Raw genomic sequence first — 21,819 nt, forward strand, 5'->3', positions numbered from 1 at the left:
ACGAAGTGAAAGCCAGCGTCATTTAGGCGCTGGCTCTTAATAAGCCCTTATAGGGCTAGTGCAAACCACGTCTTTTAGGCGTGGTTATGATTTGCATTGTGCTATTTTGTTTGGAATAAAATCCCATTCGGATTGTATCATTTGTTGTGTTCGTGTTGACAAAATACCACAAGATATAGTATACTTACCACGTATTTGTAGTGGTTGTAACGGAACAGGGGTAGAGGAGATGTCAATATGGAACGAGTAAGGCAGTTGGTTTCTGCGGTCATTGCAGGTGGATTGATTGGCATGGGCGGTACAGTGTATCTATCACAGCAAAATCCTGTTGTGGGCAGCTGCTTGTTTGCCATTGGCTTGTTTACCATTGTTATTTTCCAATTGCAGTTATTTACCGGAAAAATCGGCTATCTGCCGATGCAGAAGCCTGTGTATCTCATTGAACTGGCGATTACATGGATTGGCAACCTGATTGGTACATATATCGTTGCCTGGATGGTACGGAACAGCCGCATCTATGAAGGCATGGCGGAAAAGGTACAAACTATCGCGGCAACAAAGCTGAATGATGATTTTTTGAGTATTTTCCTGTTGGCTGTGTTCTGCGGCATGCTGATGTTTATTGCCGTAGATATTTTCAAAAATCAGACAGGTTCCACCATTCGTACCGTAGGGGTATTTATCCCGGTTATGGTGTTTATTCTGAGTGGATTTGAACACGTCATTGCTAACATGTATTATTTTTCTTTGGCAGGTGTATGGAGCGGTCATTGCTTACTCTCCATCATCGTCATGACTTTGGGGAATTCCGTTGGCGGTATGATCATTCCTCTTTACCTGAAATGTTTTAAAATACGATAATTACTGTATTTTACGGACAGACCTTATCGGGCATCTTTATAAGAAAACAAATATCACTGGAATTCTGGCAGTTCATGGGATTCCAGTGATTCTATTTTACTTGAAATTGTTTTTTTAGAGAAATTTGCTTGAGGTTTGTCCGCTGTTTTATCTGAAAATATGTTAGAATAGATTGAAATTTATCTCCAGAAAGGATTGTTTTATGCAGGAACAGAGTTTACAGACAGTGTTTGCCCTCTTAACAGAGTGGTATCATGTATATAAAAGAGATCTGCCATGGCGCAGAACAAAAGACCCCTATGCCATTTGGGTTTCGGAAATCATGCTCCAACAAACGAGAGTAGAGGCGGTAAAGCCTTATTATGCAAGGTTTTTGGAGGAACTGCCTACCATCCGTCATTTGGCAGAAGCCGATGAGGAACAGATTCTCAAGTTATGGGAAGGCTTGGGATATTATAGTCGTGTGCGGAACATGCAGGCAGCGGCAAAACAGGTCATGGCAGAATATGACGGAAAAATGCCCGCAGACCATAAAGCCCTTTTGCGTCTGAAAGGCATTGGACCTTATACGGCTGGTGCGGTAGCTTCCATTGCGTTTTCTCTGCCTTTTGCGGCAGTGGACGGCAATGTGCTCCGTGTGATGTCCAGAGTTTTTGCCGATGAAAGGGATATCATGCTCCAGCAGACCAAAAAGGCATGGGAAGAAGAAATCAATGACGCATTGACAGGAGAGATTGCTGGAGACGTGAATCAGGCGTTGATGGAATTGGGGGCAACAGTATGCGTACCCAATGGGGAACCTAAGTGTGAAAATTGCCCCCTTCGTACATTGTGTCTGGCATATCAAAAAGGAAATCCTATGCAGTATCCCGTAAAGAGTGAGAAAAAGCCAAGAACGAAAGAATATCTTTCTGTTTGCTTTATGACGGATGGCAAAAGGATTGCTTTGCGAAAACGTGATAGTAAAGGATTGCTGGCAAATTTATGGGAACTGCCTCATGTACCAAAAGAATATGCTTTGCCAATGGCTTTTGCTGACTGGGGCATACAACAGGCAGAAATCAAAAATATGCGTGGACAGAAGCATATTTTTACACATATAGAATGGCATATGGATGCGTATTTTATCAACGTAAAAGCTATGGCAGATACACCATTTCAATGGGTAACCATAGAGGAGGCAAAAGAAAAGTATGCACTGCCTTCTGCTTTCAAAAAAATCTGGGCAGAAGGTCTGGATATGCTGGAAGATATGGAATACGAACAGATACATTTGTGAAAAGTTCTGAATTTTCTTTTGAAATTGCTCTCTTTTCGGGCAATAAAACGTGATTTTTATTTTGAGAAGGAATTTGTCTAACCAAAACACCTTCTTTTTACGAGTGCATCTGAAAGATATGTGTAAAAGTGATATGCATCAAACATAAAGTTATAAAATCTATCAAATGATAATAATTATTATTTGACTTTTCTTTTACATTCCTGTAAAATATACTTAAAAAGTAGGAAAGAAGGCTGGTGAAAAAATGATTGAAGTAAGAAATGCTGTATGGGAAGATCGACAGGATTTTTCTGATTTGTGGCAGCTTTGTTTTGGTGACAGCGATGCTTTTTGTTATTGGTTTTTTCACCATAGATTTGAGCCTTCTCTCTCTGTCTGCCTGAAAGCCGATGATGTTTTCGCGGCATGTATGCAGGCATTTCCCTACACCATTGGAATCCGTGGAAAAGCGGTAAAAGGCACTATGCTTTGTGGTGTCTGTACCCATCCAGATCATCGAAAGAAGGGATATATGGGAAGAATTTTCCCCTATGATATGCAACTCTTGCAGCAAAAGGGCTATGGCGTAGCTGTTCATACACCGGCAGTTTTGCCCAGTTATTTTTCCTTTGGACATTATCCTGTGGCAGATGCTTGTTATCTGACAGCAGAAAAAATACCGGAAGTGAAAGCTGTGGAAGGTGTTTATCCTTTGCAGCCAGAAGAATACGTAAAGGCATTTGATTGCTACACGGATTTTGCAAAAAAATACAGCGGCATTATCTACCGTACAGAAGAAGATTTTTTGCGTAAATGTGCGGATTATAACGCTGACGGCGGAAAATGCATGGCTTATGGAAAAGATGCTGTAGAAGCTTATGTGTTTTATTATCAGACAGAAACAGAATTGATCTGTGCGGAAGCGGTTGGGGATGATGATGCTTTGCAGAAGGTGCTGACAGGCATTTTCGCAGAATGCGATGGTTTGTCATTATCTGTAAAACTTGCTCCTGAATCCCAAATTACTTTTGACTTTGCCAAGAAAGAAGTAAAGCAGAAAGGTGTCATGGGTCTGACGAATTTGCAAGTGCTGTTGAAGGCACTGGAACTTCATGGAGAAGCAGCTTTTGCTGTGGAAGATCATGTGGTTCCGGAAAACAATGGCTGTTTTCTGTTGAATGGCGAGAAAACAGAAAAAACGCCTGCTTTTTCCATTCCTGCGGGAAGATTGCTGCAGGTGCTGGTGGGATACACCGATTTGGAAAGCCAGCGACCCTATGTGCATATATATGATGAAGCGGGATTTCAGGAAATCAACGAGAAATTACCAAAATGTAACTGTTATATTATTGATGAATATTAAAAATGGAGGCTGAAAAACATGCCGTATACACAATGTTTGGAAAGAGAAGTAGAAGCTGACTGTAAAAACGAATTTTGTTTCCGTCCTTTTACACTGGAAACAAAGGAACTGATTGAAAGCTATACAAAACCTTGGCAGATGGATTGTTCCGATTTGTCTTTTGCGAACCTGTTTATCTGGGGCACAGAAGGAAAAATGGAATTTGCCGAAAAAAATAACGTACTGTATGTAAAACTGGACTTTGAAGGTGTGCCTGTTTATTTCTGGGCACCTATCCCCAAAAAAGGTGCCGATGTGGATTACCGGAAAGCCATCATGGATGCAGCGGACTATATGAAACAGGCAGGTGTGGAACCCACATTCCGTTCTGTTTGGACACCTTTCCGCGATATGATGCTGAAAGCTTGCCCAGAAATGTTCGCAATGCCTACAGATATTGCTTGGGACTATGTTTATGAGAGAGAAAGTCTGGCAACACTGAAAGGCAAAAAACTCCACGGCAAAAGAAATCATATCAATAAATTCCTGGCAAATCATCCCGATTATGAATATCGCAAATTGGATGCAACACTTATTGACGACTGCATGGCACTGTATGATAAGTGGATTTCTGAAAGAGAAGAAACCAAGGAGCTGGAAGACGAGAGAAAATCCGTTTCTCTTGCTCTGCACAATATGGAACGTCTGGGCTTGACTGGCGGTTCCATTTTCGTAGACGGTAAGATGGGTGCGTTCACAGTAGGGGAACGCCTGCGTGATGATGTGCAGCTGGTGCATATTGAAAAAGCAGATACAGATATTGATGGACTGTATCCCATGATCAACCAGCAGTATGTGCTCCATGAATGTCAGGATGTGACTTATGTGAACAGAGAAGAAGATATGGGTCATGCAGGTATGAGAAAAGCAAAACGCTCTTATAACCCTGCTTATATGGTAGAAAAATATCTGCTGAGCTTCCGTGACCTTTCCGAAGAAAAAGGTCTTTGGGGCGCAGAAAGTGAAGATGCAGAATAAAAATGCCATTGACACAAATTTTGGTTCTATGGTAAAATACACAAGATTGTGAGGGAATGAGGTTCTCCCGCGGCAATGCCGGAAACGCTGAAACAGCTGATGACTTCTGTAAAATCAATTACAGGGTCATTGGCTTTTTTATTGGGAAGAAAGGGGAAAGAAATGGAAAAACATGCATATGGTTCGTGGAAAACACAGTTGATGCTGGCAGGATTAGGGATTGTCATTGGAGCACTGGTAGGGTGTCTGGATACGATCTTCGGTAAAGTCCTCCTTTGGGTCAGTGATATTCGAACCGCACATATATTTTATCTGGTACCTGTGCTGCCTTTAGTGGGTGTTTGCATCGTTTGGGCATATAAAAAATATGGTGGCAGAAGTGGGGAAGGCATGGGCTTGATTCTCTCTGTGAGCCATCGAGAAGATGAAGAAGTTCCTAGACGACTGATTCCTTTTGTCATGATTAGTACATGGCTGACCCATTTGTTTGGCGGCAGTGCCGGCAGAGAAGGGGTAGCAGTACAGCTGGGTGCTACCGTTTCCCATCAAGTGGGAAAACGCTTTTCCGTAGAAGATGGAACGCATATTTTCCTGCTGACAGGTATGGCGGCAGGGTTCGCAGGTCTATTCCGTACACCTCTGGCAGCCATTTTCTTTGCAATGGAAGTGCCTATAGTTGGACAGCTTGCACTTCGTGCCATTCTGCCCATGTGTACGGCTGCTTTTACAGCGGCTTCTGTTTCCGCATTTTTGGGACTGGAAAAATTTCAGGTGCCTTTGGAATTGCAAATGGCAGTGACACCTGTTTTTGTAGGGAAACTCATCGTAATCGGTTTGATTTTTGGCTGTGTAGGCAGTCTGTTTGCATTCCTTTTGGGAAAAAGTAAAAAGAAATTGGCGGAAATCCTGCCAAATCCATTGCTGCGCGTGTTTTTGGGTGGTATCATATTGAGTATTCTGCTGTTATTTTTCCATCAGGGAAGATATACAGGGCTGGGAACCAATCTGATTTCTGCATCTTTTGACGGAGATACCATTTATGCATATGACTGGTTGTTGAAAATCCTGCTGACAGTATTCACACTCTCTCTGGGATTCCAAGGTGGGGAAGTGACACCATTGTTTTCCATTGGCGCGTCTTTGGGCGTAATTTTGGCAGGATTTATGGGATTGCCTGTGATGTTGGCTGCCGCTTTGGGATATGCCGCTGTTTTCGGAAGTGCCACCAACACACTTCTGGCACCTATTTTCATTGGTGCGGAAGTTTTCGGTTATGAGTATCTGCCGTTTTTTGCAATTGCTTGTCTGGCTGCCCATATATTTTGTCATTTCCCTTCAATTTATGGAAAGCAGAAATATGGTTCCTATAGAAAATCCTTATTGCAGTTGGTAAAAGGAAAGGAGAAATCTATCTGATGAAATTTTATTTCGCGCCTATGGAAGGAATCACGGGCTATGTCTTTCGGAATGCACATCATGCCTGTTTTCCTTCGGTAGATCGTTATTATACACCATTTATATCTCCTAACCAAAACCGTCCCATGAGCCCAAAGGAAAAACGGGATGTTCTGCCGGAAAATAATCGGAATATTCCTCTGATTCCACAAATCCTGACAAATAATGCCGCACAATTTTTGCAGGCCACAAAGGTGTTGTCAGATATGGGCTATGAGGAAGTGAATCTGAATCTGGGCTGCCCTTCGGCGACAGTGGTGACAAAAGGAAAGGGGGCTGGTTTTTTAGGAGAAAAGGAAAAACTGCGTGCTTTTTTGGATGAGGTTTATGAACAGACACCTATTCCTGTTTCCCTCAAAACAAGACTGGGCATGCGTGATCCCATGGAAATTGTGGAATTGCTGGAATTGTTTCACCCATATCCAGTGAAAGAGTGGATTCTCCATGCCCGCATTCGGGAGGATTACTATAAATATGAGCCCCGTCTGGACGCTTTTGAGGTAGCCGCGAAAAAAAGTCCTTTTCCTCTTTGTTATAACGGAGACATTTTTTCCGTTGCTGATTATGAGCGAATTTGTCAGCGTTTCCCACGGATTCAATCTGTGATGCTGGGACGGGGGCTTATGGCGAATCCGGCGTTGGTTAGACAGATACAAGGCGGTAGTCCATGTACAAAAGAAGAATTCCTTTCTTTTCACAATCGTATCTGTCATGGATATGAAGAAATCATGTCCGGTGACCGGAACGTGTTGTTCAAAATGAAGGAATTATGGGCGTATTGGGAAAATCTTTTTACAGGAGAAGAAAAGCGCATCAAAAAAATCAGGAAAGCCAATTCTTTGGCGGAATATGACGCTGCGGTATCGATTTTACTGGAACAAGCTGATTTTGCATCAGATATAAAGAAATCTTAAGAAAGAAAAATCTTATGTTTAGTGGATATTTCTGGTAAAACCAAGTATAATAGAAAACGCAAAAATAATGAAAAAGAGAGGTAGCGTATGAACTTGATTGAATTATTGAAAGCAGCGCTTTTCGGTGTCATCGAAGGCATCACGGAATGGCTGCCCATTAGCAGTACGGGGCATATGATTCTGTTCAATGAATTTATGCCTTTGCAGGTATCGGAAGAATTCTACAGTATGTTTGAGGTTGTGATCCAGCTTGGCGCCATTCTGGCAGTTGTGGTCATATTCTGGAATTCCATTTTTCCTTTCCAGAAACCGCCCTATGACCCCAGAAGAATTCGGACAGGGCTGATTTCTTATCTGCGCATGGATATTGTCATGCTGTGGCTGAAGATTTTGGTTGCCTGTGTGCCGGCGGCAGTTATCGGGCTGTTGTTTAATGAGAAGTTTGAAGCATTGTTTTACAACTATACCACCGTTGCCATTGCACTGATTGTTTTTGGTATCGCGTTTTTGATCATTGAAACACGTCATAAAGGAAAACGAGCACGTGTCAACAGCTTGGAGGAAATCACATTCCAGCTTGCCCTGTTGATTGGGGTATTCCAGCTCATCGCGGCAATTTTCCCCGGTACATCCCGTTCCGGTGCGACCATCGTTGGTGCACTGCTTTTGGGGGTATCCAGAACCGTAGCAGCAGAATTTACATTCTTTTTGGCAATTCCCGTTATGTTCGGCGCAAGTTTGCTGAAGATCGTACAGTTTGGCTTCCATTTTACCGGTATGGAAGTTGCTATCCTGCTGACTGGTATGATTGTAGCTTTTGTGGTATCTATTCTTGTAATCAAATTCCTCATGGGTTATATCAAGAAACATGACTTCAAAGTCTTTGGCTGGTATCGTATCATTTTAGGTATTGTGGTACTGCTTTATTTTGGTCTGATTGCAAAATAATGAATTTGTGATACAAAAGAAAGAAGGATGAGAAACAAATGTTTGGACTGTTTGGAAAAAAAACAGACTTTATGACATTGCTGCAGGAGGCAAAGGAGACAAAGAATGCAGTTGTTATTGATGTACGAGAACCTGATGAATACATGCAGGGACATGTACCCGGCAGCATCAATATCCCAACTTCCCAGATCAATGCAGTAAAATATGAAAAAGATACGCCTCTGTATCTGTACTGCCTCAGTGGCGGCAGAAGCAAAATGGCAATGGGTTTTTTGGAGCAGAAGGGCTTCCAGAATGTAAAAAATATGGGTGCCATTGGTCAGTATCGAGGCGAATTGGAAAAATAAGCACGAAAAAAGTGATTCAAAGCAGATTCCCCTTAAGAAAATATTGTTTTTCTTTTCTTTGATTTCTTAAGGGGAATTGCGACGGCGGTCTTCATAAGAAAACACATCAAATAAAACCTTCGTAAAAATAAGAAAGCTGAAACCCTTTGTGTTATAAGGATTTCAGCTTTCTTTGTTTTCTAATGAAGATGCCCCTAAATGAATCACTTTTTTTATTTGTCCAAATGTTTTCTTTTCGACATGGGAATGAAAATTTCTGTAATGATGCTATGGAATAGCCCACCTAGAATACCGCCGTAGAGCACAGACATGATGGGATTGGCAGTGATGGCACATGTACCGGAAACACAGCCAACATATTTATAGTAAAGAAAACCAGCAATCAAACCTAATGTGACAAAAAAGAACATTCCGAAATTGCGCTGTAAAAATGATTTGTATGACATATAGATCACCTTCCTTTGTTTATAGTATAGCAGTGTATTGCGTTTTGTTCTGTGAGCATATCACATTTAAAATGAACAAATGTACAGGGGATAAAATGTAGTTCTTTGCCAAAACATACATCAAAAAAGTATACAGTTCAAAAAAAGGCAATACTGACGAAAATTCTGCAAAAAACGCGACTGTATTTGTCATACGGATAAATGTTTGCTCAAAAAAGACAAAAATGGTTGACATCAGTTAGAATCGTGTTAAAATCTTAATATCACGACAGATATTGTCATATTCTATTGTTATTTACAGGAGGGGAAACCATGGACGAAAGCATCAAGAAAATTGCGCTGCTGGGTATGGGTACTGTTGGCGGCGGTGTATATGAAATTTTGGCAAAACAGAAACCGAATATGCCTGCAAAAATTGGATCTACACTGCAAGTTGCAAAAGTTCTGGTAAGAAATAAAGCAAAATACGCAGATAAAGTTCCGGCAGACCAGCTGACAGATCAGTGGAGTGATATCATCGATGATGATTCCATCTCTATTGTGGTGGAAGTCATGGGTGGTATTGAACCTGCCAGAACTTACATCAGAGAAGCACTATCCAAAGGCAAACATGTCGTAACTGCAAACAAAGACTTGATGGCAACTCATGGGCATGAATTGCTGGAAATTGCAAGAGAGCATCAGTGTGACTTGCTCTTTGAAGCAGCTGTTGCCGGTGGTATTCCCATCATTCGCCCCATGAAGCAGTGCCTGCTGGGGAATGATATTACAGAAGTAATGGGTATCATCAATGGTACCACAAACTTTATCCTGACAAAAATGGCAGAAGATGGCATGGAATTTGACGATGCGCTGAAACTGGCTACAGATTTGGGTTATGCGGAAGCTGATCCCACAGCGGATATTGAAGGCTATGACGCAGGTCGTAAACTGGCAATCATGGCTTCCATCGCTTTCCATAGCTCTGTTACATTTGATGATGTTTATACAGAAGGTATCTCCAAAATCACAGCAAAAGATATTCGTTATGCCCATGAACTTGGTTACGAAATCAAACTGCTGGGTTTGGCAAAACTAACACCGGAAGGTATTGAAGTAAAGGTACATCCTACCATGATTCCTTTGCAGCATCCTTTGGCAGCGGTCAAAGATTCCTTTAACGCTGTTTTCGTGCATGGTGACGCAGTGGATGACGCAATGTTCTACGGCAGAGGTGCAGGTGCGCTGCCTACAGGCTCTGCAGTGGTAGGGGATATTATGGATATTGCTCGTAACATGCAGTATCACTGCACAGGTCGTATTGGCTGCTCTTGCTATCAGAGTCTGCCTGTGAAAAAAATGTCCGAAACCAGAAGCAGTTATTACATCCGCATGAAACTGGAAGACCGCGCAGGTACCCTTGCGGCTTTGGCTGGACTGTTTGGCAGCAATAATGTCAGCATTTCCATGCTGCTGCAGAAAGCAAAAGAAGGCAATACTGCGGAAGTTGTTATTGTAACATATGACGTAATGGAAAAACAGTTTATGGATTCTATCACTGTCATCAAGACGATGTCTATGGTAAAAGAAATTTCCTCCATTATTCGTGTACATCACGCATAAATGCAATCAAAAAAACACCCTTTGTGGGAGAATGATCTCTCAAAAGGGTGTTTTTTACATTTGAAATTATTTTGTTTTTTCAGCTTTTTCTTCTTTTGCTGCAAGTGTGGGAATTTCTCCAACACCTTTCAGAATCAAACGAGGGCGGTAAGGGAAAGTTTTCACAGTTTCCATAGTAGAAACGCCGGAAAGCACCAGAACAGTATCCAGACCACTTTCGATGCCAGAAACGATGTCTGTATCCATACGGTCACCAATGATGGCAGCTTCTTTGGAGTGTACCCCCAGCATATTCAGACCTGTACGCATCATGAGAGGATTGGGTTTGCCAATGTAATAAGCTTCTTTTCCTGTTACCATTTCGATGGGTTTTACAAATGCACGGCAAGCGGGAATGATACCCTGTTCTGTAGGACCAGTTAAGTCGGAGTTGGTGCCGATGAGGCGTGCGCCGTTCTGAATATGACGTACGGCACGGCAGATGTTTTCATAATTATAACTGTAAGATTCCCCGATAACAACGTAGTCAGGTGATGTATCATCCAGAATGATTCCTTTTTCATATAAAGCATTGTACAAACCGGGTTCGCCAATAACAAATACCTTTGCGTTAGGTGTCTGTGTTGCGATAAAGTTTGCTGTTGCCAACGCGCTTGTATAGAAATGGCTGCTGTCTACATGCAGTCCCATACGGGACAGTTTTTCCTGCAGTTCCTGTGGTGTTTTGCCGCTGTTGTTGGTCAGGAACAGGAATTTTTTATCTTCTCTGTAGAGCCAGTCAATGAATTCCTTTACACCGGGTAAGATCTGGTTGCCATGGTAAATGACACCGTCCATATCACAAATGAATCCTTTTTTGTTTCTCAGTTGATCCAATTCATTCACTCCTTTTTGTTTTTTATTTCATTATAATCGAAATCGTCTCTTTTTTCATGTATTGTCGTAAAATTTCTTTGAAGTTTTTGTAAAAAAGAATTGGAACCGTATGTTTTTCGGGAAAGAAGCAATACTAATGAGAAAACAAACGAGGTGAGTATATGCGTACAGATGAACAGGCGCAGAAAAAATATGCTGCCATGGTGGAAAAGGCATCGCCGAAAAGTCCCATGGCAAAAAATTGCCTGATGGCATTTCTTTCAGGCGGCTTGATTTGCGCTTTTGGACAGTTTTTGCAGGAGCGTTATTTATCTTTCGGTATCGAATATGAAAATGCACTTCTGCTGGTGTCCATCTCTCTGATATTTCTTTCTGCTGTTTTGACAGCGGCTGGTATCTATGGAAAATTGGGAAAATACTGTGGTGCGGGAACGGAAGTGCCTATCACAGGCTTTGCCAATTCTGTGGTTTCTCCGGCAATCGAATACCGCAATGCAGGGTTGATTATGGGCATGGGCGCAAAAATGTTCGTCATTGCGGGTCCAGTGATTGTGTATGGTACATTGACTTCTGTTGTCGTTGGTATTTGCTATTATTTTCTGGGGAGGTGATTTCATGACAAAACGTATTGGCAGACAAACGGTGGCATTTTCCAAGCCAGTTGTGATACGGGCAGCAGCGTCTACTGTCGGAAAAAAAGAGGGAGAGGGACCTCTGGGACAATATTTTGATGAAATCGCTGAGGATTCCATGATGGGAGAAGATTCCTGGGAAAAAGCAGAAAGTTGTTTTGTAGCGGAAAATATGGCATTGGTGCTGAAAAAAGCAGGATTGACCCATGAAGATATACAGTATGTTCTTTGCGGGGATCTGCTGAATCAGTGTATGGGAACAACCTTCGGCATCAAAGACCTGCCCATTCCTTTTTTGGGGCTTTTTGGTGCATGTTCTACCATGGGAGAAGCTATGAGCGTGGGTGCCATGCTCATCGATGGTGGCTTTGCTGAATATGTCTTAGGTGGCGCTTCCAGCCATTTCTGTGCGGCTGAAAAGCAGTTTCGATTTCCTTTGCCATTGGGTATCCAACGCCCCCAATCAGCCACCAGAACGGTCACAGGGGATGGAGCGGTGGTTTTGGCGAAAGAAGGAGAAGGACCGCAGATTACCATGGTTACTACGGGAAAGATCATTGATATGGGAATTACAGATGCACAGAATATGGGGGCAGCTATGGCACCTGCAGCTGTAGATTTGTTATTGGCACATTTTCAAGAAACGGGACGCACCCCGCAGGATTATGATGTGATTGTCACAGGAGATTTAGGCTATGTGGGGCATCAGTTGGTTGTGGAGCTGATGGCAAAAGAAGGGTATGATATGTCAGAAAATTATACAGACTGCGGGATACTCATTTTTGACAGAGAAACGCAGGATACCCATTCTGGCGGCAGTGGATGTGCCTGCTCTGCAGTGACATTCTGCGGCTATTTTTATCCAAAACTTTGCAGCGGGGAAATCAATCGGATGCTTTTTATCCCGACTGGGGCTTTGCTTAGTGCGGATTCCGCGGTGCTGGGTCTGACCATCCCTGCTGTGGCTCATGGGGTCGTCATAGAAAGCGGAAAGGGGAGCTGCACATGATGTATCTAAAAGCCTTTCTTGTGGGCGGGCTGATCTGTGTATTGGGACAGATTCTTATTGACCGAACAAAGCTGACACCTGCCAGAATATTGGTTCTTTTCGTATGTGTTGGCTGTGTACTGGGTGGTCTTGGCATTTACCCAAAACTGATTGATTTTGCAGGAGCAGGGGCAACGGTGCCGTTGACAGGATTTGGCAATCGCCTTGCGTTGGAAGTGAAAAACGAAGTAGATGCTATGGGTATTTTCGGAATTTTTACTGGAGGAATCAAAGCTGCTGCCGGTGGGCTTACAGCAGTGATTATCTTCGCCTTTTTGGCGGCACTTATTGCTAGACCAAAAGAGAAATAGTGCATAAAGAGCAAAAGTAATTTTTGTTTTATTATTTTTCAAAAAAATTTTGAATTTTGTAGCGTTGGAGAACCTTTCGTGATATAATGATTATGTAAATTAAGTTTACATGAATTTACAAGGAAGGAAAGACGTAAATGCACAAAGCGATTGGTTCAAGAAAAGACTTTAGCAGACCGGATGAGGATTCTTTGCTGGCAGAGTACAAAGCATGCGTCGAGGATCTCTTGGGGCATGAAATGGTACAGAAAATGGATAACCACGTACAGCACTGCGATACCAGCCGTTTACAGCACAGCATAAATGTATCCTATTACAGCTTTTTGATTTGCTACCGTATGGGTTGGGATTATCGTTCTGCTGCAAGAGCGGGCTTGCTGCATGATTTGTTTTTCTATGATTGGAGAACCAAAAAAGCAATTCGCTCCAATCATGCTGCTTGGCACCCTCGGGTTGCCTATGACAACGCGAAAAAGATTACAGAATTAAATAAAGTGGAAACAGACGCGATTTTGAAACATATGTGGCCCTGCACACCGGTGCCTCCCCGCTACGTAGAATCTTATGTACTGACATTTGTGGATAAGATTTCTGCCATTTTCGAAGTTGCCGAAAAAAAATCTGCGAAAGTATTCAAAAGACGTGCTGTGGTACAGCCTTAATTGAACGAACCCAAGAAAAAGTCCATGACGATGTCATGGACTTTTTTCGATTTTCAAATGTGATAAATAAATCTCAAAAAGTGATATATTTGTACTATTTATATTGACAATCTTATTTTTTGGTGATATATTTGTATCAGAAAGAGATAAATATATCACTTATGAAAGAGGTGCTTTTTATGATTCGGAAAAATTTTTATTTAGGATTCCTTGGGTTTTTGGGATTTTTTGCCGGTCGCTATTTTATGACAGGGGATATTACCAGTCTTGCTTACCTGGGTTTCTTCTCTTTCTTTGGATTTTTCTTCTTAGGGAAGATTCAGGGGGATCAGGCAGACGAACGTTATCAGGAAGATCGGAAAACAGCCCTTGCTTTTATTGGTCATCTTGCTTTGTTCCTTCTTGCAGCCATTTGGATTATCGGCTTGTTCATGAGTAATCTGGAAGTAACATTTATTCTGGTAGTCATTGCTTATGTGGTGCTGATTCTGGCGTATGCTGTAAAATTATATTGGCTGGAGGAACGATAATATGGCAGAATTTATCTGTAATTTAAAAAAATATCGCCTGCTGAAAGACCTGACCCAAGAGCAGTTGGCAGAGAAGGTAGGCGTTCGGCGAGAAACTATCATGCGGCTGGAAGCAGGGAAGTACAATCCCTCTTTGAAGCTAGCCATCGATATATCCCGGGTGGTGGAAACACCCATTGAGGAATTGTTTATCTTTGATTAAAAGAAGCCCTGTCTGATTAGACAGGGCTTCTTTTATGTAAAAAAATATATATTTTTCTGTTTGTGGTTATACTTGCTGAAATGCCGATAATATTTTTTGTAAAGCATCTTCTTCGTTGCCGTCATTTTCAATGATGGTTTCTGCGGCAGCTGTGTAAAGAGGCAGACGTTCTTTGTAAAGTCTGCGAACTGCATCCTGATCGGGGACCAGAGGGCGACCATTGCCGCTTTCCAACAATTCTGGATCACGCTGAATCCAAATAACAGTTCCATTACCTTTCAGCCAGCGGATATTTTCAGGGTTTTTGATGACACCGCCACCGGTGGAAATGACCAGATTATTCTGTGTGGAAATTTCCTGTATAACTTCGGATTCCACCTGACGGAAGGAATCTTCGCCGTATGTCGCAAAGTAATCAGCAATGGACATACCAATGCGTTTGATGATTTCTGCATCTGTATCCACAAAAGTCTTTCCGAGTTTTTCTGCGGCAAGTTTGCCAATAGTACTTTTCCCGCAGCCGGACATACCAATGAGCACAAGATTTCTGCGTTCTGCCATCAGTTCATTGTGTACCAGCTCAATGGCATTGTCAGGCAAGGATTGATCCAAAAAGATTTCAACGGCATACTTTGCTTGTCCAACAAGCATTTCTAGTCCACCGATGGCTTGACACCCTCTTTCCTGCGCATCTAAAACTAGTCTGGTTCGCAGAGGATTGTAAACAACATCTGCAACGGCTTCCAGTTTGGTGAAGGGCGCCAGATCGATGGGTGTTTTCCCGGAATTGGGATACATGCCAACAGGTGTTGTATTGACAATTACCTGTGCATCTGTATGTAAAGCGTAGCATGTTTCGTATGAAATGGTGTTTTCCGCAATTTTGTAGTATATGGTGTGGATTTCTGCTGCTCCCATATCTTCCAGAACCGCAATAACGGCCTTAGAGGCACCGCCTCTGCCCAGTACCAGCACTTTTTTGCCTGCAATCTGGATATGGTTATGTTCCAGCATGTACCGAAAACCGAAGTAATCTGTGTTATATCCGAAAAGTTTCCCATTGCGCTGCACAACGGTATTGACTGCGCCCATTTTTGCAGCTTTCGGGTCTACTTCGTCCAAGTATGGAATGACAGTTTCCTTATATGGTATGGTCACATTGATGGCGCTAAATGCTTTTTCGCGCATAAAGACATCCAGCTCCTCCAGAGAAAGCGGAATCAGATCATAAGTATAATCAGCCAGTTTCTCGTGTATGATTTTGGAAAAGCTGTGTCCTAATTTTTCACCAATTAGTCCGTAACGCATCATAAATATCACCCCATTTGATAAATTTTCTCTATATGCTAATATAAAATAATCTATTATGCAACAGTTTTTTTCTGTATTGTAATAAAAACGTAATTTTCTATATAACCAAAGTGTGATACAATAAGTTGGTGCAAGTCGGTTGTAACAACTTATCATTTTTCTGATGAAATATGCAGAATATTTCGTGAAAATGCGGAATAATATGATCTAGAATAAAAGGAGTTTTGACAATGAAGAAATGGATGAAACGATTGACCGCAGCTGTACTAGGTGCGGTATTGGTTATGGGGAGTCTTGGAAGCCTTGCAGCTTATGGAGCGACCCCTAAAGCAGATGATGATATGCGTGCTGTTTGGATTTCCACTGTGTACAGTGCGGACTATCCTTCCACACAAAATAACGCAGAAGCACAGAAAGCAGAATTTATTCAGAAACTGGATCAGGCACAGGCACTGGGGCTGAACACCGTTGTGGTGCAGATTCGTCCCAAAGGCGATGCCTTTTATGAATCTGATCTGAACCCATGGAGTGCTGTTTTGACTGGTACCCAGGGGAAAGACCCCGGTTATGACCCTATGGAATTTATGATTGAGGAAACCCATAAACGTGGCATGGAATTTCATGCTTGGATGAATCCTTATCGTATCACAACATCCGGTGTGGATTTGTCTGCACTTTCCGCAGATAATATGGCAAGACAGCATCCAGACTGGATTTTGACTTATAACAATGCCATGTATTACAACCCTGCAAAAGAAGAAGTGAAACAGTATATCACCGATACCGTTGCGGAAGTTGTGGAAAACTATGACGTGGATGCTATCCACTTTGACGATTATTTCTATCCTTCCAATTATCCTTTGCCGGAAGGGGAAGGCAGAGAAGGCAGTGCTGCCAATGAACGCCGCGAACATGTCAATGACCTCATCGAAATGGTTTCTAAGCGCATCAAGAGCATTGACAGTTCTGTGGAATTTGGTATTAGCCCTATGGGTATCTGGAAAAACAGTTCTTCTGACCCTGCCGGTTCTGCAACAAAAGGTTCTGAAGGCTATTACACCGTTTATGGCGATGCCAAAGAATGGGTAGAAGAAGGCTGGGTGGACTACATTGTGCCTCAGATTTACTGGGAAACAGGCAATAGTGCCGCTGACTATGAAACACTGGTGAAATGGTGGAATGATCTGGTGGAAGGTACGGACGTTGACCTTTATATCGGTCAGGGCATTTACAAAGATTCTGTTGCTTCTGAAATCGTAAAAGAAATGCAGATCAATGAAAAATACAAGAATGTAGACGGCAGTTTTTTCTTCAGTCTGCGGGATTTGCTTAATGACAGACAAGGCTGTGCCACAGCTCTGAAATCTTACTATGCGGAAAAGGATGCAGACACGCCTGCGGTTTCTGTTCCGGACAAACAGGAACCTTCTCAGACAAACACAGGCAAAAAGACAGCCTATGCCGGCAGAGCGAACTTGCAGATTGACGGCAAGACAGTAGAAATGGAAGTTTATACCATTGATGACTACAGCTATTTTAAACTGCGTGATATTGCAAAAGCATTGACTGCTACAGATAAGAAATTCGATACCGTTTGGGTGGAAGCGGATCAGGCAATCCATTTGCAGACAGGAATTCCTTATACCATCAATGGCACCGAAACGGCTGTAAAGCAGGGCAGTGATACAACTGCAACACCTTCTACCGCAAAATTGTATGTAGACGGCGACCCTCAGAGCGCAACAGCATATACCATCCATGATTATACCTATTATAAACTTCGTGATATTGCGAAACTGGTTGACTTCGGTGTAACATGGGATGAATCTACAGCAACCATCGGCATTGATACAACAACAGGATACAAAGCTTGATTCAAATAAGAAATAAAAAAAGCATGTGCGAAAGCAACTTCCCCTTAAGAAAACATTTTAAGAAAACATTGTTTTTCGTTTCCTTGATTCCTTAAGGGGAATTGCGACGGCTGTCTTCATAAGAAAACATAACAACGAAAATCTTCATAAAATAAGAAAGCCAAAATCCTTTGTCATGATAAGGATTTTGGCTTTCTTTGTTTTCTTATGAAGACGCCCCTAAAGCACATGCTTTTTTTCGTGAACAAAAATAGGGCTGTATCACTGTTTTTTTCGCATAGAATAAAGAAGGAAAGCGCTTCTGATGGAAGTTTAAGAAAATTTTCCTTTACCATCGAAAGGTTTAATGGTATAATGCTTTAGATATTATCCGAGGGGGTAATATGCCTTCTGCACAGAGCTTATAAAAAGGAGGGTAGCGTGTTGGCAGTATGAAGCGCCAGAGCCGCAGTGCAGATGCGGTTGACGAGGTGGAAGTGATCGAAGTTTTCGGCGGATGCTTCCCGCCCTTTCGCACAGGGACGCAGGTCTTTTACAAAACTTTTGAGAAATCGAAGGGACAAAAGAAAGATAACGTGCGAATAAAATATTGGAGGTAATCAATTTATGTGTGGTATTGTTGGATATATTGGTAAGAATGAGGCAGCTCCCGTATTGATTAAGGGACTGAAAAAACTGGAATATAGAGGTTATGACTCTGCTGGTATCGCTGTATTTGGCGATGGCATTCATGTTGTAAAAACAAAAGGTCGTCTGGCTGATCTGGATGCAAAAGTTCAGACAATGGGCGGTGTAGAAGGTCATGTGGGTATTGGTCATACAAGATGGGCAACCCATGGTGCACCCAGCGATGTGAATTCCCATCCTCATACAAGCATGAACGGCAGAATTTCCGTTGTACATAACGGTATTATTGAAAACTATCTGCAGCTGAAAGCAGAGCTGGAAGAAAAAGGTTATGTTTTTGCTTCCGAAACAGATACAGAAGTTGTTGCACAGCTGTTCGATTACTACTATGATGGCGATATGGTTGATACACTGATTCGTGTGATCGGTAGAATCAGAGGTTCTTATGCACTGGGTATCCTGTGCAGCGAAAAACCCGATGAAATCGTTGCAGTTAGAAAAGACAGCCCTATGCTGGTTGGTATCGGCAAAAACGAAAACTTTATCGCTTCCGATATTCCTGCGCTGCTGGAATACACAAAAGACTATTATCTGCTGAACGATAACGAAATCGTTGTGCTGAAAAAAGATGGCATCACCATTCTGGATCTGGACAAAAATGAAATCAAAAAAGATATCTATAATGTAACATGGGATATCTCCGCAGCAGAAAAAGGCGGTTATGATTACTTCATGATGAAAGAAATCATGGAACAGCCTAAAGCTTTCAAAGCAACTATCAGCCCCAGAATTGTAGATGGTGAAATCAAACTGGATAACATCAAATATACAGATGAAGACATCAAAAATATCAACAGAATTCATATCATTGCCTGCGGCAGTGCTTGGCACGCAGCAATCGTTGGCAAATATGTTATCGAAGATTATGCAAGAATCCCTGTAGAAGTGGATCTGGCATCCGAATTCCGTTACAGAAATCCTATTCTGGACAAAAACGATATCTGCATCATCATCAGCCAGTCTGGTGAAACAGCTGACACACTGGCAGCTCTGCGTGAAGCAAAGAGACAGGGCATTCGTATCCTGGCAATCGTAAACGTAGTAGGCAGCTCCATTGCCCGTGAAAGTGATGACGTACTGTATACATGGGCTGGTCCTGAAATCGCTGTTGCTACAACAAAAGGCTATTCTACACAGGTAGCCCTGATGTACCTGCTGGCAATGAAATTTGGTCAGGCAAGAGGTTACCTGTCTGCGGAAGAAGTGAAGAAACTGACAGCAGAACTGGAACTGGTTCCCGGTTACATCGAAAAACTGCTGACAATGGATGAAGAACTGAAAGAACTGGCAAAAGCACATGCACACGCAAATGACGTATTCGTTATCGGCCGTGGTATCGACTATGCCGTTGCTCTGGAAGGTTCCCTGAAACTGAAAGAAATCTCTTATATCCATAGTGAAGCATATGCAGCTGGTGAACTGAAACATGGTACTATCTCTCTGATTGAAGAAGGTACACTGGTTGTTGCCATTGCAACACAGGATCCTTTGTATGAAAAACTGGTAAGCAATGTAAAAGAAGTAAAAGCAAGAGGCGCTTATGTTGTTGCCATTGCAAAAGAAGGCAATACAGAAATCGCAGAAGTTGCTGACAAAGTTATTTACATCCCTCAGATTAATGACAAATTTACAGCATCTCTGAATGTTATCCCTATGCAGATCTTCTCTTACTATGTAGCCATCGAAAGAGGCTGTGACGTAGATATGCCCAGAAACCTGGCAAAATCCGTAACAGTAGAATAAGATTCATTGGTCTAAACATCAAAACGGACAATTTATGAATGTCATAAATTGTCCGTTTTTTTCTGTTTTTGTTTCATTTTTGTCAGTAAGTATTCTTGACGAAAAAATGAAATTCCATTAGACTTTTTATGTATAATTGTACAGATGAAAAAACCGATTTTTTCAAAATGTAAAAAATAAGTTAAGAAAATTGACAAATTCTTTTTTTGACATCGGAAAAGAAATTTGTTGTCATGCAAGATGCACAGAATTTTAATAAATATTTTATGCAAAACAAATAAAAAAGGACTTTATGACAAGTATACAAGGAAATTCCGGCAAAAATGTCATAAACTATTGGGGACAAACGTGAAATATCCTTTTGTTGTAAGGATTTATCAGAAGTATTAAAATGAAAACATCGAAAGGTTGGTTTTTAAAAATGTCACGAGTGAACCAGGGTGGGGAACAAAAATCCGGATTGACCTCACGCCAAAAAGCAATCATTCAGATTTTAACACAATTTACGGCAGCAAATCCTGTTACGGTGGCTGCCATATCTGACAAGCTGAAGATCAGTTCTCGTACAGTGCTGCGGGAAATGCCGACGATCGAAGCTTGGCTGGCAGAACATGACTTTACATTCTTGCGGAAGCCAGGGGTAGGCTTGGTGCTGGATGAAAGCATGGAAACCAGAAGTCGGATTTTGGAACTGCTCAATGAAACAGACATTGTGCAGGCATATTCCAAAGAAGAACGACGCAGACTGATTTTGGGAGAACTGCTCTTTGCCAAAGAACCGCTGAAGTTTTACTATTTCACATCAAAGTATAAGATTTCAGACGGCACCCTGAGCAACGACTTGGATCATCTGGGAGAATGGCTGCGGCAGTATCAAATTCATGTGATACGTAAGCCTGGGCTTGGCATCTACACAGAAGGAAGCGAAGACCATTACCGACAGGCAATTGCCAATGCCATTTATGAATTTATGACGGAAGAGGAAATATTGGGACTCTTTCGGGAAAAGAAAGAAAAAAGAGAATCTGGTATTTCTGCTGCGGCACAAAGCCGATTGTTCCACTTCATTGATGATGAAACCTTTGAAATCGTAGAAAAGGTTTTGTCAGAAGTAGAACAGCAGATGCATATCAAGTATACGGACAGCGCTTATATGGGTTTGCTGGTGCATATCGCTCTGGCGGTGAAGCGGCTTCGGAATTTTGAAAAAATCGAAATGGAAGCCCAACGGTTAGAATCCTTGAAGCGTTATCCAGAATACTCTGTGGCGGAAGAAATTGGCAGACGCATTGCCGAGCGTTTTGCCATTGAAATCCCACAGGAAGAAATTGGCTTTATCACCATGCATTGCATCAGCGCACAGATCTGGCTCACAGGTCAGATGGATCATACACTTGCCGAACGTATGAATATGCGCCAGCTGGTAAAAAATATGGTGGATATTATAGCCTGCAAATAAAAAGTCAAGGCTAAATTAAAAGAACATTGAAAATTTTATACAGGTTGAAAATTGGGTATCAAAATAAGACCACCACACCAGTGCTGGTCTGAAAATTGTAGTGGATAATTAGGATTCTGGAAGAGTTGCAAGATATTCTTTCACTCGACCATAGTAGATTCTTAGAAACTTGTTGGCACCCGCTGTCATGTAGACATAGTAAGGTTTACCTTGAGCACGTTTCTTATCTAAAAACCGATATACAGGGTCATCCTGTGGCTTGGTTTTAAT

20 protein-coding genes, 2 pseudogenes and 1 riboswitch are annotated in these 21,819 nt (G+C 42.0%); of the genes and pseudogenes, 18 read left to right on the forward strand and 4 right to left on the reverse strand.

Translation table 11 applies throughout. The annotated features are described in order from the left end of the window. Positions 1-231: 231 nt before the first annotated feature. The 8 genes and pseudogenes from BUB35_RS13770 to BUB35_RS13805 form a co-directional block, all read left to right on the forward strand. Positions 232-861 (forward strand): annotated as a pseudogene (locus BUB35_RS13770) (formate/nitrite transporter family protein); the annotation flags it as partial. A 202-nt stretch (positions 862-1,063) separates the two neighbouring features. Continuing rightward, positions 1,064-2,140, forward strand: coding sequence for an A/G-specific adenine glycosylase (mutY, locus tag BUB35_RS13775; protein WP_072852674.1), 1,077 nt, complete (start codon positions 1,064-1,066; stop codon positions 2,138-2,140). 247 nt (positions 2,141-2,387) lie between these two features. Next, positions 2,388-3,485 carry a GNAT family N-acetyltransferase gene (locus BUB35_RS13780; protein WP_072852675.1) on the forward strand — a complete coding sequence of 366 codons (1,098 nt, stop codon included), beginning with the start codon at positions 2,388-2,390 and terminating at the stop codon, positions 3,483-3,485. Positions 3,486-3,503: 18 nt separating this feature from the next. Then, complete coding sequence (locus tag BUB35_RS13785; RefSeq protein WP_072852677.1) at positions 3,504-4,502, forward strand: DUF2156 domain-containing protein; 999 nt, start codon at positions 3,504-3,506, stop codon at positions 4,500-4,502. A gap of 43 nt (positions 4,503-4,545) precedes the next feature. Continuing rightward, a riboswitch (Fluoride riboswitch) is annotated at positions 4,546-4,618 on the forward strand. 46 nt (positions 4,619-4,664) lie between these two features. Then, the gene (locus BUB35_RS13790; protein WP_072852706.1) at positions 4,665-5,918 is read left to right on the forward strand and encodes a chloride channel protein; all 1,254 of its coding nucleotides are present in this window, start codon (positions 4,665-4,667) and stop codon (positions 5,916-5,918) included. Beyond that, a complete protein-coding gene (locus tag BUB35_RS13795; RefSeq protein WP_072852679.1) occupies positions 5,918-6,871 on the forward strand; it encodes a tRNA dihydrouridine synthase in 954 nt (317 codons plus the stop codon). Before BUB35_RS13790 ends, BUB35_RS13795 begins: the two co-directional genes overlap by 1 nt. Positions 6,872-6,958: 87 nt before the next feature. Next, complete coding sequence (locus tag BUB35_RS13800) at positions 6,959-7,819, forward strand: undecaprenyl-diphosphate phosphatase (RefSeq protein ID WP_072852681.1); 861 nt, start codon at positions 6,959-6,961, stop codon at positions 7,817-7,819. 38 nt (positions 7,820-7,857) lie between these two features. Further along, complete coding sequence (locus BUB35_RS13805) at positions 7,858-8,166, forward strand: rhodanese-like domain-containing protein (RefSeq protein WP_072852683.1); 309 nt, start codon at positions 7,858-7,860, stop codon at positions 8,164-8,166. A 212-nt stretch (positions 8,167-8,378) separates the two neighbouring features. Here BUB35_RS13805 and BUB35_RS13810 read toward each other — a convergent pair whose 3' ends face one another. Beyond that, complete coding sequence (locus tag BUB35_RS13810; RefSeq protein ID WP_072852685.1) at positions 8,379-8,612, reverse strand: hypothetical protein; 234 nt, start codon at positions 8,610-8,612, stop codon at positions 8,379-8,381. A 312-nt stretch (positions 8,613-8,924) separates the two neighbouring features. On the opposite strand from BUB35_RS13810, the gene BUB35_RS13815 reads away from it, so the two are divergent. Further along, positions 8,925-10,214, forward strand: coding sequence for a homoserine dehydrogenase (locus BUB35_RS13815; RefSeq protein WP_072852687.1), 1,290 nt, complete (start codon positions 8,925-8,927; stop codon positions 10,212-10,214). 66 nt (positions 10,215-10,280) lie between these two features. Here the strand turns inward: BUB35_RS13815 and BUB35_RS13820 are convergent, their stop codons facing one another. Further along, complete coding sequence (locus tag BUB35_RS13820; protein WP_072852689.1) at positions 10,281-11,090, reverse strand: HAD-IIA family hydrolase; 810 nt, start codon at positions 11,088-11,090, stop codon at positions 10,281-10,283. A gap of 161 nt (positions 11,091-11,251) precedes the next feature. Here BUB35_RS13820 and spoVAC point away from each other — a divergent pair, with 161 nt between their 5' ends. From spoVAC to BUB35_RS13850, 6 genes are all read left to right on the forward strand, one after another. After that, positions 11,252-11,701 (forward strand): stage V sporulation protein AC, encoded by a 450-nt coding sequence (gene spoVAC, locus BUB35_RS13825; protein ID WP_072852691.1) that lies wholly within the window; start codon positions 11,252-11,254, stop codon positions 11,699-11,701. 4 nt (positions 11,702-11,705) lie between these two features. Further along, positions 11,706-12,731 carry a stage V sporulation protein AD gene (spoVAD, locus tag BUB35_RS13830; RefSeq protein ID WP_072852693.1) on the forward strand — a complete coding sequence of 342 codons (1,026 nt, stop codon included), beginning with the start codon at positions 11,706-11,708 and terminating at the stop codon, positions 12,729-12,731. Then, a complete protein-coding gene (gene spoVAE, locus BUB35_RS13835) occupies positions 12,728-13,081 on the forward strand; it encodes a stage V sporulation protein AE (RefSeq protein ID WP_072852695.1) in 354 nt (117 codons plus the stop codon). Before spoVAD ends, spoVAE begins: the two co-directional genes overlap by 4 nt. Positions 13,082-13,218: 137 nt before the next feature. Then, positions 13,219-13,743 carry an HD domain-containing protein gene (locus BUB35_RS13840; protein ID WP_242949263.1) on the forward strand — a complete coding sequence of 175 codons (525 nt, stop codon included), beginning with the start codon at positions 13,219-13,221 and terminating at the stop codon, positions 13,741-13,743. 179 nt (positions 13,744-13,922) lie between these two features. Then, on the forward strand, positions 13,923-14,273 hold the full coding sequence (locus BUB35_RS13845; protein ID WP_159432896.1) for a DUF3796 domain-containing protein: 351 nt from the start codon (positions 13,923-13,925) through the stop codon (positions 14,271-14,273). Position 14,274: 1 nt separating this feature from the next. Next, complete coding sequence (locus BUB35_RS13850) at positions 14,275-14,475, forward strand: helix-turn-helix transcriptional regulator (RefSeq protein WP_072852699.1); 201 nt, start codon at positions 14,275-14,277, stop codon at positions 14,473-14,475. A 66-nt stretch (positions 14,476-14,541) separates the two neighbouring features. Here BUB35_RS13850 and BUB35_RS13855 read toward each other — a convergent pair whose 3' ends face one another. Then, the gene (locus BUB35_RS13855; protein WP_242949264.1) at positions 14,542-15,786 is read right to left on the reverse strand and encodes a shikimate kinase; all 1,245 of its coding nucleotides are present in this window, start codon (positions 15,784-15,786) and stop codon (positions 14,542-14,544) included. Between the two features lie 230 nt (positions 15,787-16,016). Between BUB35_RS13855 and BUB35_RS13860 the strand changes: the two genes are divergently transcribed. The 3 genes from BUB35_RS13860 (at position 16,017) to BUB35_RS13870 (ending at position 21,549) form a co-directional block, all read left to right on the forward strand. After that, a complete protein-coding gene (locus BUB35_RS13860) occupies positions 16,017-17,660 on the forward strand; it encodes a glycoside hydrolase family 10-like protein (protein ID WP_072852701.1) in 1,644 nt (547 codons plus the stop codon). A gap of 606 nt (positions 17,661-18,266) precedes the next feature. After that, on the forward strand, positions 18,267-20,090 hold the full coding sequence (gene glmS / locus BUB35_RS13865; RefSeq protein WP_072852703.1) for a glutamine--fructose-6-phosphate transaminase (isomerizing): 1,824 nt from the start codon (positions 18,267-18,269) through the stop codon (positions 20,088-20,090). Positions 20,091-20,511: 421 nt separating this feature from the next. Continuing rightward, complete coding sequence (locus BUB35_RS13870; RefSeq protein WP_159432897.1) at positions 20,512-21,549, forward strand: BglG family transcription antiterminator; 1,038 nt, start codon at positions 20,512-20,514, stop codon at positions 21,547-21,549. A 108-nt stretch (positions 21,550-21,657) separates the two neighbouring features. On the opposite strand, the pseudogene BUB35_RS18740 reads toward BUB35_RS13870, so the two are convergent. After that, positions 21,658-21,819: pseudogene (locus BUB35_RS18740) on the reverse strand (IS110 family RNA-guided transposase); the annotation flags it as partial.

The sequence above is a fragment of the Anaerotignum lactatifermentans DSM 14214 genome (assembly GCF_900142265.1).
GTDB classification, from domain to species: domain Bacteria; phylum Bacillota; class Clostridia; order Lachnospirales; family Anaerotignaceae; genus Anaerotignum; species Anaerotignum lactatifermentans.

Coding starts and splice junctions, on each gene's coding strand:
- BUB35_RS13855 (WP_242949264.1), bottom strand. CDS start 15,786: ATGATGCGTTACGGACTAATTGGTGAAAAATTAGGACACAGCTTTTCC.
- BUB35_RS13845 (WP_159432896.1), top strand. CDS start 13,923: ATGATTCGGAAAAATTTTTATTTAGGATTCCTTGGGTTTTTGGGATTT.
- BUB35_RS13840 (WP_242949263.1), top strand. CDS start 13,219: ATGCACAAAGCGATTGGTTCAAGAAAAGACTTTAGCAGACCGGATGAG.
- spoVAC (WP_072852691.1), top strand. CDS start 11,252: ATGCGTACAGATGAACAGGCGCAGAAAAAATATGCTGCCATGGTGGAA.
- BUB35_RS13805 (WP_072852683.1), top strand. CDS start 7,858: ATGTTTGGACTGTTTGGAAAAAAAACAGACTTTATGACATTGCTGCAG.
- BUB35_RS13810 (WP_072852685.1), bottom strand. CDS start 8,612: ATGTCATACAAATCATTTTTACAGCGCAATTTCGGAATGTTCTTTTTT.
- BUB35_RS13795 (WP_072852679.1), top strand. CDS start 5,918: ATGAAATTTTATTTCGCGCCTATGGAAGGAATCACGGGCTATGTCTTT.
- glmS (WP_072852703.1), top strand. CDS start 18,267: ATGTGTGGTATTGTTGGATATATTGGTAAGAATGAGGCAGCTCCCGTA.
- BUB35_RS13870 (WP_159432897.1), top strand. CDS start 20,512: ATGTCACGAGTGAACCAGGGTGGGGAACAAAAATCCGGATTGACCTCA.
- BUB35_RS13790 (WP_072852706.1), top strand. CDS start 4,665: ATGGAAAAACATGCATATGGTTCGTGGAAAACACAGTTGATGCTGGCA.
- BUB35_RS13785 (WP_072852677.1), top strand. CDS start 3,504: ATGCCGTATACACAATGTTTGGAAAGAGAAGTAGAAGCTGACTGTAAA.
- BUB35_RS13815 (WP_072852687.1), top strand. CDS start 8,925: ATGGACGAAAGCATCAAGAAAATTGCGCTGCTGGGTATGGGTACTGTT.
- BUB35_RS13850 (WP_072852699.1), top strand. CDS start 14,275: ATGGCAGAATTTATCTGTAATTTAAAAAAATATCGCCTGCTGAAAGAC.
- BUB35_RS13780 (WP_072852675.1), top strand. CDS start 2,388: ATGATTGAAGTAAGAAATGCTGTATGGGAAGATCGACAGGATTTTTCT.
- spoVAE (WP_072852695.1), top strand. CDS start 12,728: ATGATGTATCTAAAAGCCTTTCTTGTGGGCGGGCTGATCTGTGTATTG.
- mutY (WP_072852674.1), top strand. CDS start 1,064: ATGCAGGAACAGAGTTTACAGACAGTGTTTGCCCTCTTAACAGAGTGG.
- spoVAD (WP_072852693.1), top strand. CDS start 11,706: ATGACAAAACGTATTGGCAGACAAACGGTGGCATTTTCCAAGCCAGTT.
- BUB35_RS13860 (WP_072852701.1), top strand. CDS start 16,017: ATGAAGAAATGGATGAAACGATTGACCGCAGCTGTACTAGGTGCGGTA.
- BUB35_RS13800 (WP_072852681.1), top strand. CDS start 6,959: ATGAACTTGATTGAATTATTGAAAGCAGCGCTTTTCGGTGTCATCGAA.